General features: G+C 46.7%; 17 protein-coding genes. 1 reads left to right on the top strand and 16 read right to left on the bottom strand.

All coding sequences use genetic code 11. The annotated features are described in order from the left end of the window. Window positions 1-20 precede the first annotated feature (20 nt). From BBD42_RS25640 to zwf, 13 genes are all read right to left on the bottom strand, one after another. On the bottom strand, window positions 21-2,048 hold the full coding sequence (locus BBD42_RS25640) for a carbamoyltransferase family protein (RefSeq protein ID WP_099520472.1): 2,028 nt from the start codon (window positions 2,046-2,048) through the stop codon (window positions 21-23). Window positions 2,049-2,112: 64 nt separating this feature from the next. Next, window positions 2,113-3,900: an ABC transporter ATP-binding protein gene (locus BBD42_RS25645; RefSeq protein ID WP_172455629.1), complete on the bottom strand. Its 1,788-nt coding sequence runs from the start codon at window positions 3,898-3,900 to the stop codon at window positions 2,113-2,115. Window positions 3,901-3,904: 4 nt separating this feature from the next. Further along, window positions 3,905-5,689 carry an ABC transporter ATP-binding protein gene (locus BBD42_RS25650; RefSeq protein ID WP_099520474.1) on the bottom strand — a complete coding sequence of 595 codons (1,785 nt, stop codon included), beginning with the start codon at window positions 5,687-5,689 and terminating at the stop codon, window positions 3,905-3,907. A 56-nt stretch (window positions 5,690-5,745) separates the two neighbouring features. Beyond that, entirely contained in the window at window positions 5,746-6,021 is a 276-nt protein-coding gene (locus tag BBD42_RS25655) for a phosphopantetheine-binding protein (RefSeq protein WP_099520475.1), read from the bottom strand. Window positions 6,022-6,063: 42 nt separating this feature from the next. Further along, on the bottom strand, window positions 6,064-6,804 hold the full coding sequence (gene fabG, locus BBD42_RS25660) for a 3-oxoacyl-[acyl-carrier-protein] reductase (protein WP_216364883.1): 741 nt from the start codon (window positions 6,802-6,804) through the stop codon (window positions 6,064-6,066). Window positions 6,805-6,808: 4 nt separating this feature from the next. After that, entirely contained in the window at window positions 6,809-7,984 is a 1,176-nt protein-coding gene (locus BBD42_RS25665) for a beta-ketoacyl-[acyl-carrier-protein] synthase family protein (RefSeq protein WP_099520477.1), read from the bottom strand. A 55-nt stretch (window positions 7,985-8,039) separates the two neighbouring features. Continuing rightward, on the bottom strand, window positions 8,040-8,462 hold the full coding sequence (gene fabZ, locus BBD42_RS25670; RefSeq protein ID WP_099520478.1) for a 3-hydroxyacyl-ACP dehydratase FabZ: 423 nt from the start codon (window positions 8,460-8,462) through the stop codon (window positions 8,040-8,042). Between the two features lie 55 nt (window positions 8,463-8,517). Next, window positions 8,518-9,717, bottom strand: coding sequence for a beta-ketoacyl-[acyl-carrier-protein] synthase family protein (locus BBD42_RS25675; RefSeq protein ID WP_099520479.1), 1,200 nt, complete (start codon window positions 9,715-9,717; stop codon window positions 8,518-8,520). Window positions 9,718-9,720: 3 nt separating this feature from the next. Further along, window positions 9,721-9,996: an acyl carrier protein gene (locus tag BBD42_RS25680; RefSeq protein ID WP_099521808.1), complete on the bottom strand. Its 276-nt coding sequence runs from the start codon at window positions 9,994-9,996 to the stop codon at window positions 9,721-9,723. Window positions 9,997-11,313: 1,317 nt separating this feature from the next. After that, window positions 11,314-12,732 (bottom strand): NADP-dependent phosphogluconate dehydrogenase, encoded by a 1,419-nt coding sequence (gene gndA / locus BBD42_RS25685; protein ID WP_099520480.1) that lies wholly within the window; start codon window positions 12,730-12,732, stop codon window positions 11,314-11,316. A gap of 114 nt (window positions 12,733-12,846) precedes the next feature. Further along, window positions 12,847-13,512 (bottom strand): fructose-6-phosphate aldolase, encoded by a 666-nt coding sequence (fsa, locus tag BBD42_RS25690; RefSeq protein ID WP_046230868.1) that lies wholly within the window; start codon window positions 13,510-13,512, stop codon window positions 12,847-12,849. A 75-nt stretch (window positions 13,513-13,587) separates the two neighbouring features. After that, window positions 13,588-15,576 carry a transketolase gene (tkt, locus tag BBD42_RS25695; RefSeq protein ID WP_099521809.1) on the bottom strand — a complete coding sequence of 663 codons (1,989 nt, stop codon included), beginning with the start codon at window positions 15,574-15,576 and terminating at the stop codon, window positions 13,588-13,590. After that, window positions 15,560-17,086, bottom strand: a complete 1,527-nt coding sequence (zwf, locus tag BBD42_RS25700; protein WP_099520481.1) for a glucose-6-phosphate dehydrogenase — start codon at window positions 17,084-17,086, stop codon at window positions 15,560-15,562. The genes tkt and zwf overlap by 17 nt, the downstream gene beginning before the upstream one ends. A gap of 115 nt (window positions 17,087-17,201) precedes the next feature. Between zwf and BBD42_RS25705 the strand changes: the two genes are divergently transcribed. Further along, window positions 17,202-18,080, top strand: coding sequence for a LysR family transcriptional regulator (locus BBD42_RS25705; protein WP_056035684.1), 879 nt, complete (start codon window positions 17,202-17,204; stop codon window positions 18,078-18,080). 37 nt (window positions 18,081-18,117) lie between these two features. On the opposite strand, the gene BBD42_RS25710 is transcribed toward BBD42_RS25705, so the two are convergent. The 3 genes from BBD42_RS25710 to BBD42_RS25720 form a co-directional block, all read right to left on the bottom strand. After that, window positions 18,118-18,765, bottom strand: coding sequence for a type II toxin-antitoxin system VapC family toxin (locus BBD42_RS25710; protein WP_172455630.1), 648 nt, complete (start codon window positions 18,763-18,765; stop codon window positions 18,118-18,120). Continuing rightward, window positions 18,755-19,228, bottom strand: coding sequence for a helix-turn-helix domain-containing protein (locus BBD42_RS25715; RefSeq protein WP_099520483.1), 474 nt, complete (start codon window positions 19,226-19,228; stop codon window positions 18,755-18,757). Before BBD42_RS25715 ends, BBD42_RS25710 begins: the two co-directional genes overlap by 11 nt. Before the next feature lie 139 nt (window positions 19,229-19,367). Next, on the bottom strand, window positions 19,368-19,787 hold the full coding sequence (locus tag BBD42_RS25720; RefSeq protein ID WP_099520484.1) for a MarR family winged helix-turn-helix transcriptional regulator: 420 nt from the start codon (window positions 19,785-19,787) through the stop codon (window positions 19,368-19,370). Window positions 19,788-19,893 lie beyond the last annotated feature (106 nt).

Genomic DNA, 19,893 nt, shown 5'->3' on the forward strand with positions numbered 1-19,893 from the left:
TTTTCCTTTTACTCAATCCTTCAAACTGTGGCTAAAGCAACTGTCTCAAAGGGCCGTAAATAAATGAGCCGCAAAGACCATAATGCTATCAATTCATCTACGACATCCTCTTCGGTCTTATTGCCGCAGCCTGCAAGCTCAACCAGCTCTGCCAGCGTCTTCTCCCCGTCGGCTAGCTCTAGCAGCCGATACATCTCTTCCGATAACGCAGTCTTGTATTTATCTCCGAAGTGGAGGCGTATTCCGTACTCGGTTTTCTTGCTTCCTTCGGCTGTATAGCCAACCGACTGCTTCAGCTCCGAACTAAGCGGCCGCTTCGGCACAAACTTCAAAAATTCTTCCTTGCCGACCGTTTTTTTATCGATGATGTAGTCTCCAATAATCAAGGTGTTAATATTTGTTGTCAGGAAGCTGACAATGGCGTCCTCTTCTGAATCAACAATCGGCTCCGCATTGTTGTTGAACGATGTATTCAACAGCACCGGCACTCCCGTCAGCTTGCGGAATTCATCAATTAAGTGCCAGTACTTCTCATTCGTTTCACGAGATACCGTTTGAATGCGCGCCGTGCCGTCAACGTGAGTAACCGCGCCAAGCAGCTCCTGCTTGTCCTCCCTTGTCTTGAGCACGAAATTCATGTAGGCGTAGGGGGCTTTCGTCTGAGGCAGCACATAATAATCGTCTGCATACTCTTCCAATATGGAAGGGGCAAACGGCCGGTAGCCCTCCCTTTTTTTCACCATTGCATTAATAATGCTTTTGTTTTCCGCTGGACGCGGATCAGCCAAGATGCTCCGGTTGCCTAGCGCTCGTGGGCCAAACTCCGAGCGTCCCTGCACCCAACCGATAACGGCTCCCTCCGCAATAAGCTTAGCCGCAGTTTCGACAACATGATCCGCTTTGCGGTAGGTAACGAACCGCTCCCATTGCTTCAAAATATCCAGCACGCGATCATTGTTCTGAATGGCGCTTCCCCAGTAGAGATGCCGCAGCGTTTCCGTCTGTGTGCTTGGAGCCAGCTTGCGGGACTGCAGCAGTGCTCCTCCCAGCGCATTGCCCGCATCATGGGCGGCAGGCTGCACAAACACCTCGTCGAATAAGCCGGAATACAAAATTTTTCCGTTTAGCGTACAGTTGTGCGCTACGCCACCAGCCATGCACAGCTTTTTTCGCCCAGTCGCCTGCTGATAATGGGTGAGCATATGCATGACAACGTTCTCAAGCGCCTCCTGAAGCGAAGCGGCGATGTCCTTATGCTCTTGGGTAAACAGCTCGCCCTTTAGCCGCGGGTTCGATATTGAATCCATAAGCACATAATAGAAGCTTCTATTAAGCCGGAATTTCCCCTCGGGAAACAGCGTAAACGCTTTCTTGAACAGCCTTCTGAATTTGGCAGGATCTCCATATGGAGCGAGCCCCATTACTTTATATTCATCATGAGTCGTATAGCCTAGAAATTCGATAATCTGTGTATAAAAGGCACCTAAGCTGTCATCGTTGGAAATATGGCTTAGCGGCTTGAGCGAATTCCCTTCAGCATTGAGCACAATTCCAGCATTGCCTTCCAATGAAGCGCCATCGATTGTAACGACGAGTGCTTCATCAAATCCGGACATATAATAGGCGCTCGCAGCATGGCAGTAGTGATGATTTTCAAATACAACATTCTCTTTTTTAAAATCCGTATCAAAAAATTGCTTCAGCCGTTCAACGATCCACGCCTTCGGATCGCTGTACGGAAATTGCCGATACTTATGCCGATGGGTAGTCGTTTCATATTTAAACTGGGTTTCCTCGCAATAAAAGACGATTTTATCCACATCGTCCAAACGTATGCCACCCAGCTCTAAACAACGGCGAATCGATAAAATCGGCAGCTTCCCTGAGTGCTTAATCCGATTCAAACGTTCTTCCTCATAGGCCGCAACCACCTGCCCGTCCTCAATTAATACGGCAGAAGCATCATGAACCTCTGAATTCAATATGGTCGTGACAAACCCGTCCTCATGAGGGAAATCGATTCCGCCGCTAATACCAAGTATCCTCATTATTTTACCCTCCTTTATTTAATCGGAATTTAGTGTGCAGCAACGCTGCCGCAGCCATAACCCCTTAAGCTTCTTGCTGCATCGCTTGCGGAAGCCACTCCTGGGTTCGCTTCTGTGTATGATGCAGGCGGCTGTATGCGCCTCCAGCTGCCAGAAGCTCGTCATGCTTGCCCTGCTCCATAATTCTTCCACGGTCAACGACTACAATCGTGTCCGCTTGTTCAATGGTGGACAGCCTATGGGCGATGGCAATCGTCGTTTTCCCTTCCATTAGCCGCTCGATTCCTTGCTGGACCGCCAGCTCTGAATCGCTGTCCAGTGCTGATGTTGCCTCATCAAGCAGCAAAATAGGGGCATTTTTCAATATGGCTCGGGCAATGGCTATTCGCTGCTTTTGACCACCGGACAGCCTCACGCCTCTTTCGCCAACCGCAGTGTTGTAGCCATCTGCCTGTTCCGTAATAAAATCATGGGCAAATGCTGCACGTGCTGCCTCTACAACCTCGTCAGCGGTGGCGTCCATTTTTCCGTAGCGGATATTTTGCTCAATCGTTCCTTCGAACAAATACGGGTCCTGGGAAACGTAGGCCATCTTATCTCTTAGCTCCTCCAGCGAATAATCTGCAAAGCTTTTGCCCGCAATACGAATATCGCCATCAGAGAACGGATAAAAGCCAAGCAGCAGCTTCATAATCGTGCTTTTGCCGCCTCCGCTGGGCCCAACAAGCGCAACAAGCTGTCCTTTGTCTACCTGAAGGTTCAACCGGTCCAGCACCTTTTCATCTTTGCGATAGGCAAACGATACATTTTTGAAAGCAAGCATTCCGTCTTCATTCAAGCCGGAGGCCGCCTCTTCCCTTGACACAGCCACATAACGCTCAGGTTCTTCCGCCACCTCCAGCAGGTCAAACACGCGGTCAGCCCCCGCCAGCGAGGATTGCAAATTGGCCCAGAAAACACCTAAATTGCGGAAGAGATTCGTTACGTTCTCCAGCAGTAAAATAACCCCCAGCAAGCTGCCGATTGTCAGCTGGCCGTTAATCAGCATAAAGGCTCCAATAATAAAAGCGCCGCCATTATTAATCCAAAGCAGAAAATAATTGGTGCTTGTTAAATAGGCGCTTTTCTTCGCTCGCAGTAAAAACAAGTCGGCAAGCCGAGTCGTCGTCTCCTTGTACTTGCGGTTCATCCCATCAACCATCTGAAACGTTCTGCTCACCTGCGTGCCGGCAACGAGATTCGTTAATCGCTCAAGCTGAACGCCGGATTGCTCTTGAATTTCAGTGCCAATCGTTCTAAAAGGCTTGGCATATCTCGTGTTTACATACGTAGACAGCAATCCTAAAAAAATCATGGCCACGGCGAATCTCCAGTCCAGATAAAACATAATAATGGCCGATATCGTCCCTGTAGCCATTAAGGAAAGAAGCGTAAGCGCTTCACCAGAGAATGCATTTTCCATCGTCTGCAAATCATTCGTAATTCTGGACAGGCTGTCACCGCTATGGCTGTTCTCATAATAAGTAACAGGAAGCTTCTCCATATGATGAAAAACGCGAAGCCGCATGCTGTTCATGATCGTCTTGACCGTTTTGCCGTACCAATATTGGAAAAGTGGCGTTAGTATGCACATAGCAACGACGATGAGCATGAACTGGATGCTGAGCGTCATAACCGCATCCATATTTTTCTCCGTTATCGCATCGAGAAAAGTAGAGACCAGCATGGCTGTAATAATCGATACGCTTGAGCTCATGAGACCGAAACCCAGAAAACTGAGAATAAAAGATAGTTTACGCCGACCAAGCAAGCGGGCAAGTCTCGCAATTTGTTGTTTATTGCTTTTTTTCAAGCAACTATGCCCCCTCTTGACCAAGCCCATAGGGCTGGTCTTCACGATTGCTAGTCTGATTGTTGTAAAGACGATAATAAATGCCGTTTTTGGCAAGCAGCTCTTCATGTGTGCCGCTTTCTTCAATACGCCCCTCGTTCAGTACAAAAATGTCGTCTGCATTCATAACCGTAGACAGACGATGTGCCACTACCAAAACCGTTTTGTTTCGCATAATCCGGTTAATGGATTGTTGAACAAGCTGCTCCGATTCGGAATCAAGCGCCGAAGTCGCCTCATCCAGCAGCAAAATGGGAGCATCCTTTAATATGGCCCTGGCAATCGCTATCCGCTGCTTTTGTCCGCCCGATAGCTTTACTCCCCGTTCACCGACAAGCGTATCGTACCCTTGTGGAAGTACCCGAATAAATTCATGGATATTAGCAAGCTTAGCTGCGCTTTCTACATCTTCTATGCGGTAGCCGTCATCCGTGCACGCAATATTTTCAGCGATGGAGCCTGGAAAGAGGAAAGTATCCTGCGAAACATGTGAAATAAGCGCTCTGGCAGATGATAGCTTCCAATCGGTGAGCGGCTCGTTGTACAGCTTGATTTGCCCACCCTTATAATCATAAAATCCGGTGATAAGTTTAAAGATAGTCGATTTGCCTGAACCGCTTGGCCCAACCAAGGCAACCGTTTTACCTTGCGGCAGCGTAAAGCTGATCTCGTCAAGCACCTTCGAATGGCCGTCATAGGAAAAAGTAACCTGTTCAAATTCAAGCGCAGGAGCTGACGACGAGAGGTTTTCCAGCTGCTTGCCGTCCATCCGTTCGGTTTCAGCATCCAGCAATTCAAAAAGATGGTCGACAACGCCCGCTGTTATTTTGAACCGGCTAATCTGATTTGGAATTTCTCCCATTCCGGATACGAGATAATTGATGAACTGCACAAACGCGATTAAAGCGCCTATTAAAAGCTGTCCTTCGCTAACCAAATATCCGCCGAACAGAAAGAACACAACCAGCGGAGCCGTTCGGACAAATACGCTGAGAGCCCCCATAACAGCAACGCGTTTTTCGATTTTCAAAAAATGTCCGAGCAGCTTGTCAAGCAGCAGCTGGCACTTTTGATACATCACCTGTACCAAATTGTAAGACTTGATCATATAAATGCCGCCAATTGTATCTTGAACAACTGTGCTCATCTGAGCCATGCTTTGCTGTACCTCTGCCGCATATTGATTTAACGGGCGGCTGATTTTTTCGCTCAAAAAGGTCATGAACAGCAGCATAACGAAGCAAAACAGCGTAAGCTGCCAATTCATGTAAAACATAACCGCAATACATGCAACGACCCGGACAATATGAAAAATAAGAGCTGCAAAATCATTGTAAATAAACCCTTCGATTTGATTGATGCTGTTCGTCATTCTGGAGCTAAAGTCGCCGGAATGGCGAGCTTCCATATACGAAATAGGGAGTTTATTAATATGCTCGCTAACTTTATTTTTCAAATCTCGGGTTACAAAGGCGCTGTAGCGTCCCGATGAATAAACGCTGAAGAAATTCACAATGATGCCTGTCACTATAAAAATGAGGATTAATTTTACAGCCTGCATCACGCCATCCATATCACCAGTCTGGGTGGACGAAAATAAAAGGTTAATAATATAGATAAGCAAAATATCATTTGCCGCTATGATGATCGTGCTTATCAGCTTGAGCGCTATCCAAAACCGATAGGGCTTAAGAAAAACAAACAACCGGCGCATCGAGAAGAAAGCAGAGTTACGACTTGCTATTTGCATAATTGCCCTCCACTATAGGGTAAGATCGCCGCACAGAGCCCCGCGAGCGGAGAAAATTAATGATCTTGCCCTTCTACTAGCTTTTGTACGCTGTCCTTAAAGTGGCCCAAGGTAGCAAAATGGTCGATAATTAAAATTTCATTTTCAAACTCGACATCGAATTCATTTTCCAATGCGACGATTAATTTAACAAAGGAAATCGAGTTTAGGCCCACCGTTTCTAAATCCGATTGCAATACACTCTCATCAACAGTCAACAGCTCAATATTTTTTTGCAAAATTTCATTAAACCTCACATTAAAATCCGCTACTTTTACTTCTCCACTCATCATTTAACCTCCCTAAAATCGTTCATTTTCACTTACAAGGCTGCCTTAAACCATTCCTCCATCGACAATAATCGTCTGTCCATATATGTAGCTTGCATCGTCAGAAGCTAGAAATAAGGCTACCTTTGCAATTTCATCCGCCTCGCCTAACCGGCCGCAGGCAATTTTATCGACAAAATGACGGCGCACGCGATCGGGGACTTTCCCGAGCATATCCGTAACGATGTATCCTGGTGCAATGGCGTTCACACGGATGTTTTTTCCAGAAACTTCTCTTGATAGCGATCGAGTCAAGCCAATGAGGCCCGCCTTGGACGCACTATAATTCGTCTGACTTGAGGCACCCGCCAATGCGGAAACGGAGGAAATATTCACGATGGCTCCGCGCCTCTTGCTGATCATCGAAGGCAGCACTGCTTTGCAGCAATTGTAGGCGCCTTTCAAATTTGTATTGATGACCTTATCCCAAGAGGATTCCTCCATCAGCATCAGAAAACCATCTTCCGTTACGCCCGCATTGTTGACCAGCACATCAATCTTTCCAAACTGCTGAACAGCCTCCTCGATTACGGCAAGCGTATTCAAATGATCGGATACGTCCAGCGCGAACGCTTTCGCCTTGCCCCCATTTTCCTGCAAGGAAGCCTCCAGCTCCGCAGCTTCGTCCTCACTACTTTTATAGGTAAAGAGAACGGTAGCCCCTTCGCTAGCAAAAGCTTGTACGATGGCATATCCGATTCCTCTTGCTCCTCCGGTAATAAAGACGACTTTATCGGCAAATTTCAATGGCTCACCTCCTAACTGCTCCAAGAATGACGCTGTGCAAGCAGCCGTTGACGTCATAACCATTTACTAATAAATATTCGTAGTCGCCTACACGCGGCTCATGATGGACGATATCCAGCTCTAAAGCGGCATCTGGCTCGGTGCAGCCTGCGGTTAAAGGCATACACCCTTTGGCAATGGCAAGGGCGCCCGCTGCGACATTCATCATAAAGGATGCGCCAAGCGTTTCGCCCGTTGCTCCCTTTATCGAGGAAACAGGTATGGAAGCAGCACGCTGGCCAAAAACCTCATGAATCGCTTGGGCTTCCGCCTTGTCGGAGTGTCGTCCACCTCCGGCAGCCAGCAAAACGCCGTCAATATCGCCAGGAGAAATGGAGGCATGCTTGAGAGCCATATCCATTACGCGAGCGAAAGGCTTAAAATCCGCATCGGCACGATCTTTGCCCATGTAGCCTTTGCCTATCAAGCTTGCATACCCGACAACCTCGCATACGATGCGCTCTGGACAGCGGGCTAATACGCTCTGCGTCTCAAGCAGCAATGCAGCGGCGCCCTCGGTCATCCTCGTTCCGCTTCTATTTTGATCCAAAGGCCTGCATAAATAGTTTTCATCCTTAGTTGCATAGTCCTTCTGTTGAAAAGAGTCAAGCAGCTCTTGGCAATATTCCTCTACTCCGCCGCATAATATCGCATCCGCCTTGCCGCTTTTGAGCAGATCAGAGGCATAGGCAATCGCATTGCTGCCCGTTAGCACGGTGCTCGCGCCCTTCAGCTTTAAACTCAAGCAAACATGTCCGATTCCCGAGTTGTATACTGTACTAGCGAATACGGTCGGACTAACCATATCGACGCCACCAGACAAAATTTGATTGCTGAGAGCCAAATTAGATACCAATGGACCGTATCCCGTCGTAAAAACAGTACCAATCCGATTATGATCCAGTTGCTCCTGCTCGATCACAGCTTCATCCAGCACTTGTTTCGAAGCGCTCATGGTCAACCGGGAAAACCGATCCATCCGTCTAGCGACCCGGTTTTCAATATTTTGTGGAATATCCACGGGCAGCTTAAGCTCATCCGGCCTGATGCCCGCCTGTGCGTTAATGCCTTCCCAATATTCATCTGCACCGGACCCTGCACAGCTTATCGCTCCTACAGCCGTAACAAATATTTTATGCATATGGATTCTCCCAAATTTATGAAATTATGCTCCAAGCAGCTAAACACCGCTTATTTTAATCGGAATAGCTTAAGGTCAGCATCCCGGAGGCGACAACTTTATCTCCGACTGAAGCCGTACATTTGATCTGGTGAAAGGTGTGGAACGACTCGACTAACTCTGCTTCTACTTCAAATGTATCGCCTGGCACAACTGGCTGTAGAAACTTGATTTGGTTAACTACACTTAAATAAAATTTGCGGTTTGCCCCGCTCTCCCCGTTGTAAAAAATAAATCCGCCGACCTGCGCCATCGTCTCAATCATGAGAACGCCTGGATAAATAGGTTCATCCGGGAAATGTCCCACTGCCCAAGGCTCGTTATAGCTTATGTTTTTGTAGCCTTTGGAGCGCTTCATATGAAGGGCCTCGGTAATTCGGTCTACCATCACAAACGGGTAGCGATGAGGCAAGCCTTTTGCAATATCAATGGTTTCCATCCATGACAGCTCCCAGCATGTGGTGTGTATAAGGAAAATTTAAGCCGATAGAAGCTTATACCTTTCCAACAACTATACTTGCAGAATGGCCGAAGAAAGCGTATGAGTTGGACATCGCATATTGGATCGACCGTTCCTCATAGTTCCCTTTAACAATTTGGAGTTCCTGAAAAGGTTCAGGCTGCTCCTTCAGAAATGCAGTTGGAGGCACAATGCCGCGATCTATAGCGAGCAAGGTTGCCGCCAGCTCAACGCTTCCCGCAGCTCCCAAACAATGGCCGGTAACCGCCTTCGTTGAAGAAATCATAACCTGGGACTGCTTCTCCTCGGTGCCAAAAACTTTGGACAGCGCTCGCATTTCCATTAAGTCATTCAGCTCCGTCGCTGTTCCATGGGCATTGACATAATCTATGTCACCTGGCTCTAAACCAGCATCCTCCAGAGCCATCAGCATCGTCCGCACAGCCCCTTCTCCTTCGGGATCGGGACTTGTAATATGATAGGCATCATTGCTTAAGCCGTATCCCAGCAGCTCGCCGTAAATATGGGCTCCTCTTGCCTTCGCTCCTTCAAGCGTTTCCAAGATAAAGACCGCCGCTCCTTCTCCCAGTGACATGCCATCCCTGTTCTTATCAAACGGCACACAGCCACCCAGGCTCATGGACTGGAGACTGTGAAACCCGGCAATATAGTTGTCCGATAAGGGCTCTGCCCCAACAACGACCATTAAATCCGCTATTCCATTACGAATGGCGTCAAGAGCTATTCCTGCTCCCGCAGTTCCAGCGGCACAGGCCGACATCGTTGTGTAGGCTTGGCCCCTTATGTCTATATACGAAACAATATGTGAGAGCAAAGATGGAATTTCGATTAGTCCATCGGGATCATTCCACTTCTGTTCCCGGTTATTTTGAATATATCTCATCGTTTTAATATGGCCGGGCACAGATTCTGAAAGGGACAAGCCCGCTCTAGTTTCCAGCTTGCTGATGTCCTCCTTCGTCAGCCCGCTGTCTGCCAAAGCTTCATCAAGTGCGGCATACGTCATTTGAACGGCCCGCTCATCCTCTTCCATCTCTCGATACAGCTCGTCAACGCTGCCAGCGACCTCGCCACTAACGCCAAGCTTTTTCAGCTTTTCATGAGCCCGAAGCCCGCTGGCACCATTCACAATCGACTGGAAGAAGGCTTCTCTGTTAGAGCCGCCTGGCGCGATGATGCCAATTCCGGTTACTACGGCTTGCGGTCTGCTCATCGATTAATCCCCGATCGTGCTGCGGATCACGTCGGCAATGGAGCGAACGCTTTTGAAAACAGACATATCGCTGCTTTGCGGCTTAACGCCAAAAAGCTCCTTCAGTCCAACCGCAAGCTCCAAAGCATCAACGGAATCCAGGTCCAGCCCTTCTCCCTGTTCATTAACATCAAATAGCGGATCATCATCGTTGATTTCTTCCGGGGAGATATCCAGTCCAAACTTGGTAACAATCATGTTTTTAATTTGATTTTCAATCGATAGCTGTACGTTTTCCATTGTTTCAGCTCCTTTATTGGATAAAAGATTGCATGTCATTTCAGTGGCAGCATAAATAGCCGTTAGATTAGAAAGCGCTTTCAATGTCTTGGGATAGACATTGCTCGGCACTCACTCCTCAAATGGAAATGACATAGGCAGTGCAGCTTAAAACAGCAGGCTTCAATTGTACAAACTCATCTGGATGAATGTGTGTTAGAAAGGAAAACAGTAGGTGTGGGTGGGTTGAGAGAAGATCATTCATAGTTGAATGTGTCGCTAAAGGAGTAGACGACTATATCTCTTGAGGAATGATGCTTAACGAAGATGCGGTCGTCGATGCAACCAATAGTGCCGTTAATAAAGTTATACCATAATTCTATGTTTTTTTACAATATTTATTTTTATGTCTATATTTAGATTTAAGTTACAAATCATGTAACTTTAATTTGTCGCTGATGCTGTCGTCACTTTCTATTTTTGGCGAATAAACGCCGTTGTTTAAATAAACCGCTCTTAAAATTGCTGATACTAGTCGTTGCGCGCCTCATAAGCGCGCATAAATTTTGAAACCCATTTCATTTTACAAGAGATATTTGCGGACCTTGGAGTGATATGCTTAGCTTCGCGTAGACAAAAGATGCTCTAGAGGGGTCGGGAAATGTCTAGGGGCATGCCCACTTACGGTGGAAAAAACGGAACTATTCCCAATATACCACAAACACCATCCACATAATACCATAAAAATACGTCATCAAATCACCCAAAAATTGGACATTTGCCAGACATTTTCCCTGTCTACCGCCAATACCACTCTCGCAGAAATATGAACTTATGTACTGAATGCCAGCCTCATGCTCTTCGTTTCAGGGGTTACTCCCTGCACAATAGACTTGGTGGACACAGCAGTCGCTATTCGGGCCAAATACGGGTTTTGGCACATTCTGCGGACTCAGGAGCTGCTAATGCGTTGCCAGAAGCCATTATGACCGGATTATGAGGACAATAGCGGCCTTCCTGGCCGCATGCAGCCTGAAAACGGATTAAAAGCTATAATAGTGGAACCTCAGTCCGCCAAAAAGTCTCAGGCTGCTTGGTTTCAATAAACAAAGGATGCCCTTTGCTTGTTGCGCAGCAAGCAAAGGGCATCCGCATAGAGCACTTTAAAAATGATGAACGCCGCCTAGCGGCATAGCAAAAAGGACGACATTTCCCCGTCATCCACTCGCAGCGGGTAATCGCCCTTTTTCGGCAAAATCCAACATAAGGCTGACCTCACGCATGTGAGGCCAACCTCTGTTTTTTAAAATTTCTTACTTATTTATCGCTACGCATTTCCTATTCGTTGTTTTCCATCCATTGGAAATGGAAGCTTCCTTGTTGATCCAGACGCTCAAACGTATGCGCTCCAAAATAATCGCGCTGTGCTTGCAGCAGGTTAGCCGGCAGTCTTTCTGTACGGTAGCTGTCATAATAAGCTAGTGCCGATGCGAAAGCAGGAACTGGAATCCCTCTAGTTACGGCAATGGCAATCACTTTTCTCCAAGCTTCTTGGTAGTTATCTACGATGCCGCCGAAATAATCATCGAGGAACAAGTTTTTCAGTTCCGGATCACGGTCATACGCATCTTTAATGTTTTGCAGGAAGCCGGCACGGATAATGCAGCCGCCACGGAAAATCATTGCAATACTGCCGTAGTTCAGGTTCCAGTTGTACTGGTCAGAAGCAGCGCGCATTTGCGCGAAGCCTTGGGCGTACGAAGCGATTTTGCTCGCGAATAGCGCTTTGCGGACCGCTTCAATAAACTCTTGCGCATCGCCGTCATAGCTCGATACCGCAGGACCGTTCAGCTTTTTGCTTGCCGCTACGCGCTCCTCTTTCATCGCAGAAATAAAGCGCGAGAATACGGACTCGGTAATGATCGACAATGGAACACCAAGATCAAGAGCGCTTTGGCTCGTCCATTTGCCAGTTCCTTTTTGGCCTGCGGAATCGAGAATTACATCGACCATCGGCTTGCCTGTAGCTGGGTCTGTTTTCGAGAAAATGTCAGCTGTAATTTCGATCAAATAGCTGTCCAGCTCACCATTATTCCATTCGGTGAAAATGGTATGCAGCTCGGACGTGCTTACACCGAGTACATCTTTCAATAAATGGTATGCTTCGCCAATCAGCTGCATGTCGCCATACTCGATGCCATTGTGCACCATTTTCACATAGTGTCCAGCGCCGCCTTCACCAATATAAGTGGAGCAAGCATCGCCATTCACCTTCGCAGAAATAGCTGTCAAGATCGGCTCAACGAGCTCATAAGCGTCTTTTTGACCGCCTGGCATAATTGCTGGACCTTTAAGCGCACCCTCTTCGCCGCCGGAAACGCCCGCACCGATAAAGCGGAAGCCTTTAGCTGAAAGCTCTTCATTTCTTCTTTGCGTATCAGGGAAATAAGCGTTGCCGCCGTCAATCAAAATGTCCCCTTGGTCTAGAAAAGGTACAAGCTGATTAATCGTATCGTCAGTTGGCGCGCCTGCTTTGACCATTATTAAAATTCTGCGCGGCGTTTCAAGCGAGTTTACAAACTCTTCTACGCTGTATGCACCTACAAAATTTTTGCCTTTTGCTTCTTCCAGAAGCTCATTTGTTTTTTCTGGGGAACGGTTGAATAGCGCAACCGAGAACCCTCTGCTTTCAATGTTTAATGCGAGGTTTTTGCCCATAACGGCAAGACCAACGACACCAATTTGCTGTTTGCTCACGGAAATCTGCCTCCCAATCCTATTCAAGCTCTTTTTATATAAGCGTAAACGGCTATCGCCGTTCTTAAAATAAATGCCTTATTACATATTACTTATCGCTTTAAACTCCCCGTCTTACAGGGAAGTTTTTTTCCAGTCAGCAGCAAATTTCTCCATTCCTTGATCGGTAAGCGGGTGCTTCGAAATTTGCTCGATAACCGCGAATGGCACAGTTGCAATATGCGCGCCAGCCATCGCTACGCGAGTAACGTGATCCGGGTGGCGAACCGAAGCTGCAATAATTTGCGCATCCAGCTGGTGCGTGCGGAACAATTCCGCAATTTTAGAAACCAATAGAACGCCATCTTCGGAAATATCGTCCAGACGACCAAGGAACGGAGAAACATAGGTTGCGCCAGCACGAGCAGCCAACAGCGCTTGGTTTACTGTGAAAATAAGCGTTACATTCGTTTTTACGCCTTTTTTCGTCAGGTAACGGCAAGTTTCTAATCCAGCAAGGTTCATCGGAAGCTTGATTGTAATGTTTTTATCGTTGTTGTTGATTTTGATCAGCTCGTCCGCTTCAGCGATCATTTCTTCAGCTGTAATCGCGTTAGGCGTTACTTCTGCAGAAACAGATTCAACCTCAGGCACGATTTGCAAAATTTCAGCAATACGGTCTTCAAATTTCACGCCTTCTTTAGCAACCAAAGACGGGTTAGTGGTAACACCAGACAAAACGCCGATTTTGTAAGCTTTCTTGATATCTTCCACATTAGCCGTATCGATAAAAAATTTCATAGTCAATTACCTCCGTTTTTTGGGTTCATTTTTGATCTACATTTTAATTTTAAATTTGATTGCCTTGCATTTCAATTATTTCAATAATTCTTTTGCCAGGCTAACGACATTTTCCGTTGAGAAGCCAAAGTACTCCATCACTTGATTGCCTGGGCCGGATGCGCCAAAAGTATCAATGGACAACACTTTGCCGCTTGGTCCTGCATAACGCTCCCAGCCAAGCGAAATGCCCGCTTCAATGGCGATACGGTTCGAAACGGCATCAGGGAGAATGCTTTGCTTGTAAGCTGCTGGCTGACGCTCAAACAGCTCTCTGCTCGGCATAGCTACGACGCGAACGGATACGTTATCGTTCTCCAGCTCGGTTTTAGCACTTACAGCAAGCGACACCTCGGAACCTGTAGCGATCAAAATGACGTCTGGCTTATCGTTCGTTTCTGTCAGCACATAAGCGCCTTTAGCTACTTCTGCAACGTTAGCTTTCGTCGCTTCATAGATCGGCAGATTTTGTCTGCTCAGCACGAGCGCTACCGGACCATCATTTTGCTGCAAAGCATAAGCCCAAGCACTTGCCGTTTCATTGGCATCCGTTGGACGAATGACAGTGAGCCCTGGAATGGTGCGAAGCGCAGCCAAATGCTCAACTGGCTCATGTGTAGGACCATCTTCGCCGACTGCGATGGAATCATGCGTGAATACATACGTCACAGGCAGCTTCTGCAAGGCAGCCAGACGAATCGACGGGCGCAAATAATCGCTGAATACGAAGAAGGTGCTCACAAATGGTTTTACGCCGCCATGCAGCGCCATGCCATTGCCCGCCGCGCCCATCGCATGCTCGCGAACGCCGAAATAAATATTGCGTCCTGCATACGATTTAACCGCGAACGTCTCTTCGCCTTTAATGTCCGTCATCGTGGAATGCGATAGATCTGCACTGCCTCCGAAGATGGAAGGAACGGTCTTCACATAATGATTGATGGCTTCGCCGCTCGCTACGCGAGTTGAAAGTGTTTTGGAGGCATCGAAGGTCAAAATGTCAGCCGCATCAATCGTTACGGAACCATCGATGACTTGAGCCAGTTCCTTGCCTTGCGCCGGATATTGTGCGGTGTAGGAAGCAAGCTGTTTGTTCCATTCCGCCTCTTTAGCTGCACCCGCAAGCTTCAACTGCTCGTAATGCGCTTTGACCTCAGCCGGAACGGTGAACTCTTCTTCGTACTGCCAGCCATAAGCGGCTTTCGTTGCGATTGCTTCTTCCTTGCCAAGCGGATTGCCATGCGCTTTATTCGTGCCCGCTACTTTGCTTCCGTAACCGATAATCGTCCGAATTTCAATAAGCGTTGGCTGTGAATCGTTTTGCTTGGCAGCTGCAATTGCCTCAGCGATGGCCGAAATGTCATTGCCATCTTCCACGCGGAGATATTGCCAATTCGCAGATTCCGCTCTTTTTTGAATATTCTCCCCAAAAGAAAGGTTTAATTCTCCGTCGAGGGAAATATCGTTTGAATCATAGAGCACGATCAATTTGTCCAGCTTCATATGGCCAGCCATCGACATAGCCTCATAGGAAATCCCTTCCATTAAACAGCCGTCGCCAACTAGCGCATACGTATAATGGTCGATGATTGGGAAACCATCCTGATTGAATTTTGCAGCCAGATGCGCCTCTGCCATTGCCATGCCGACAGCCATTGCAACCCCTTGGCCTAGAGGGCCAGTCGTCGCATCTACTCCATCCGTATGTCCAAACTCAGGATGGCCTGGCGTCTTGCTGTTCAGCTTGCGGAATTGCTTCAAATCGTCGAGCGACACTTCATAGCCGGATAAGTGCAGCAGGCTGTAAAGCAGCGCTGAACCATGGCCCGCCGAAAGCACGAAACGGTCGCGGTTGAACCATTTGGCATGACCGGGATTGTGGCTTAAAAATTTGGACCATAACGTGTAGGCCATTGGCGCTGCGCCCATAGGAAGGCCCGGATGACCGGAATTGGCGCTGTTAATGGCGTCAATCGATAAAGTACGAATCGTGTCAATCGCTAACTGATCAATGGTTTGTGTGATAGGCATATTGTTGTCCTTTCTCTGTTTCAGATTGTTGTTCCAGCTTGGAATCGAACCACCAGTGGTAGCCATCCTGCGCTAGCAAAGCATCGGATTCCGCTGGCCCATAAGTACCGGCCGCATAATGATGAAGAGGAACCTGATTTTCTGCGAAAGCTTCCAAAATAGGCTGAACCCAGGCCCACGACATTTCAACTTCATCCCAATGCGCAAAAAACGTAGGGTTGCCGTTCAAAGCGTCGTGAATCAAATTTTCATAAGCTTCTGGAAGTTCTTCCTTGTTCGGGTGAAAATCGATTTGAATCGGCTTGAATTCACCATTTTGCTGCGAATCCTTGGAATTGAGCTGAAGCGTAATGCTTTCATTAGGGCTCATTTCAATGACGAGCAGATTCGGAGCCACTCCTTCTTCGTTTACGGAAGGAGCTTGTTTTAACGGCTCTTTAAATTCAATGACGATTCGTGTCGATTTTTCCTTCATTCTTTTGCCGGTACGAATGTAGAAAGGAACGCCCCGCCAAAAGAAATCATCAATTTGCAATTTAGCTGCAATAAAGGTGTCATTCATCGAAGTTTCAGCAATCCCCGGCTCAGACTTATAGCCGACAACCGGCTTGCCCTGAATGCTGCCAGCGCTGTATTGTCCGCGAACGATGCTGAGGGCAACATCTTTCTTTTGCAGCGGTTCAAGAGCTTCCATCACCTGTTTCTTCTTAGAACGAACCTTTTCCGGATCGCTCTTCTGCGGCAGCTGGATCGCCGTCATCATAAGCAATTGCAGCAAATGGTTTTGGAACATGTCTCTTAGCGCGCCGACATGATCGTAATAACCGGCTCTTTCCTCTACGCCGACCGTTTCATTCGCTGTAATTTGCACATTGGCAATGTAATGATTGTTCCACAGCGCCTGAATGACCGGGTTCGTCTGCTGCAAAGCCTCAAGACGCTGCACCATCGGCTTGCCCAGATAATGATCGATCCGAAAAACTTCTTTCTCCTCAAAAGACCGGCTAAGGCTTTCATTCAGATCGCGTGCAGATTGCAAATCATGGCCGAAAGGCTTCTCAATGACGAGGCGCTTCCAGCCCTGCGCAGAGCCAAGCCCGCTTGCCTGAATGTTGGAGGCGATCGTTTCGAAAAATTCAGGCCCAACCGATAAATAAAACAGGCGATTCGGGGCAAGATTTAAAGCTTCCTCCCGCTGTTCAATCATGTGAAGCAGCTTCTGGTAATCTTCCTTATGGTCTATGTTCAGAACTTGGTAACGGAAAGCTTGTAAAAAAGCTTTCACGCTCGCCTCGTCCTTTATTTCCCGTCTGGAAAAATCACGGAGAGATTGCTCGACATTTGCCTGAAAGGTTTCATGCGTCAGCTCTCTTCGTCCAAGGCCAATCAAGGAGAATGCTTGCGGCAGCTTCTGCTCGATGAACAAATTATACAAAGCGGGGTAGATTTTTCTTTTCGCTAAATCCCCTGTCGCTCCAAACAACACAAAAGTGGTTGGCTCCATCTTCCGTTCTCCTTCCAATTCGTTAGCTATGGTTTCTTTTTCTTAGTTACACTATAATACGTTTAAGAGCCATACAAGTAATTAATATATTTAAGAGGAGGTATAGATGACATCTATGATCAATAATTACGAATTATATAAGGTTTTTTATTGGGCCGCTAAAACAGGCAGCTTAACGAAAGCGGCTAATGCGCTGTACCTCACGCAACCGAGCGTCAGCCACGCCATTAAGCAGCTGGAAAACAGCTTCGGCATCACTTTGTTTTATCGAAATTCCAAAGGGGTAGCGCTAACGCAGGAAGGTACGATTTTATATTCCTACATCGAGCAGTCGCAAATATTGATAACCCTTGCAGAGGAGAAAATGGCTGCACTGAAAAATCTAGAGAGCGGCGAGCTGCGTATTGGCGGCAGCGATTCGCTGTTCAAGCATTATTTGCTGCCGTATTTGGAAAACTTTCATTATATGTATCCCGAAATTAGGCTTCATCTTAATCACGGCACGACGCCGGAAGTCATTTCTTTCCTGAAGGAAGGCAAAATCGATCTTGGTGTCGTTCGCATGCCGATTGTCGATTCCCAGCTGGAAGTTCGTGAAAGCATTCAACTGAAGGATTGTTTTGTTGCAGGGGAGCGCTACGCGAAGCTGAAAAATGAAGTTTTGACGCTGGACCAATTGTTGCAGCATCCCGTCATTCTTTTCTCACGCAATAGCCGGGCGCGAATGGCCATTACAGAGCTTTTTCAAAGCTTCGGTTATATGCTGAAGCCTGAAATCGAGGTCGGCAGCGTCGATCTGCTGATCGAATTTGCCCGGAGAGGACTCGGCATTTCGTACGTAACGCGGGAATTTGTATCGAAGGAGCTGGAGGAAGGCTCACTCTTCGAAATTCAATTGGATGTGCAGCTGCCTCCCTCCCATGTCGGCATAATGAAAATGCGGAATTTGCCACTGTCGAGTACAGCTAGCCGATTTATTGAGCTTGTGCATTAAGGCTTTGTAAATAAAATAAAAAGAGAAGAATTGAAAGTTAACTTTCGCTCCTTCTCTTTTTGAGTCCTCTTGCAAATTTAATTTGTTCCTTTTTTGCCTGATCATTTAAAAGCCCTATGGATTTATAAGATAACTCCCGCAGCGACTCTTCGTCCATTTTGGCAAGTACTCGCATAGCCGTGTCCATAATGTCGCTTTCCTCATGAGCAAGTTCGTTTTCTTTCATGAATTTTTCTAAATCAATGCGATTAATTGGATTTTCAAATTTCAGTCCAAAATGTTGGGCGGCGTATACAAAATCTTTATCGTTCTTACTATAAAGCTGTGCATCTAAATCAATGCTTGTGGCTGCAATAATAGCGTCAGGCGATGGAAGCTTTTTGCCTTCTGACTCGAACCACAAAATACGAATATCAGCTGCATTTTTAGCAATATTATCATTAATATGAACCATCAAACCCTCAGACTTTGGGTATTCAATATATTCTTCAATAACATCCTTATACGATAAATCTTTTTGTGTTCTGGGAATGGACAATAGTTCTACTTGGACAATTGTAGGCATTAAAAGCTCTATATCATCATCAAAGCGAAGTTCGTTAATAAATTGAACAGCAGGTTGATATCCCCATGAAGCATAGATATAAATATTCGTGTCACAAATAACCTTCTGTTTATTTGACATCAAGTTCCTCCATGTCCGCATCTTCATCACTGATAGGATAAAGATCCTCGGCTTTCTCGGCCGGTTTTACTTTACTAAGCGCTTCTTTAGTTCGACGTACTGCTTCAATTTGTTTTTGATATTTGGGCACAGCAAATTGAGAGCGCACAATTAAATTTTTGCTGCTTCCAGGTGTCTCAAGCTTCTCTGTATCTATCTTCCCAAGCTTGATCCATTTGTAAACACCTTGGACACTAATTCCGAACATCTCGGCGACTTCATCGGCACTGACATATTTGCTATTCTTCTCTTGATGCTCTAACGGGACGGCTAGCACATTTCGAGCTTGAATATAATCTTGCGCCTTCCTGATTCGAATAATCGCAGCGGCTTTTCGTAACGTTTCAAGTTCTTCTTCAACTAAAGTAACACTTGTTGTGAACACTTCAATCTCTTGAGCCAGCTCTTCACTTGTTTTTGACATGCTGTTCACCTCCCATTCATTTTACTATACTTTACAATCAATATAAATATTAAACCAAACAAACGAATTAAACTTATTAAACCCGCACTTTAAAGATCAAATATACCGAATTTGGCTTTGTTTCTAATCTTCCACTCGATTAATCGCCCAAATATCCTCCACCATTACTTTGTATTTCAAGCAATCCCGCCCTCTTAAGCTCCTCAGCGTGAATTTCTGACAATGCTTCCAACAAACCCATGCCACGCTCGGTCACCTTTATAAAAATGCTTCTTTTATCCTCAGGATTCGGGAACCGGCTTACGAGCTCTAAATCTTCACAGCGCTTAATGAGCTCCAGGCAGGCATGCGGCGTAATTTGCAAACGCTCGGCCAGTTCTTTCGGCGTCGCATAGTCCCTCTCTGGAAATCCCATGATAGCTAACATAAGTTGATGGTATTGGGGAGTTAAACCTTTGCTTCTCGCTGCCTCTTCACTAAACCGAATAAACTTGCGAATGCGATATCGAAATAAAGCCAATTCTTCATATACCTGCTTGGACAAACGGTTATTGGTCATATAAGGGCTCCTGCTTTTCTTCTAGTCTATCCCATAGCTGTCATTCATTCAATCACAACGATGAAGTGAAAATCATATCCTGATAAAGTTAAGTTTCCTCACCCGA

The organism is Paenibacillus sp. BIHB 4019, assembly GCF_002741035.1.
GTDB lineage: Bacteria > Bacillota > Bacilli > Paenibacillales > Paenibacillaceae > Pristimantibacillus.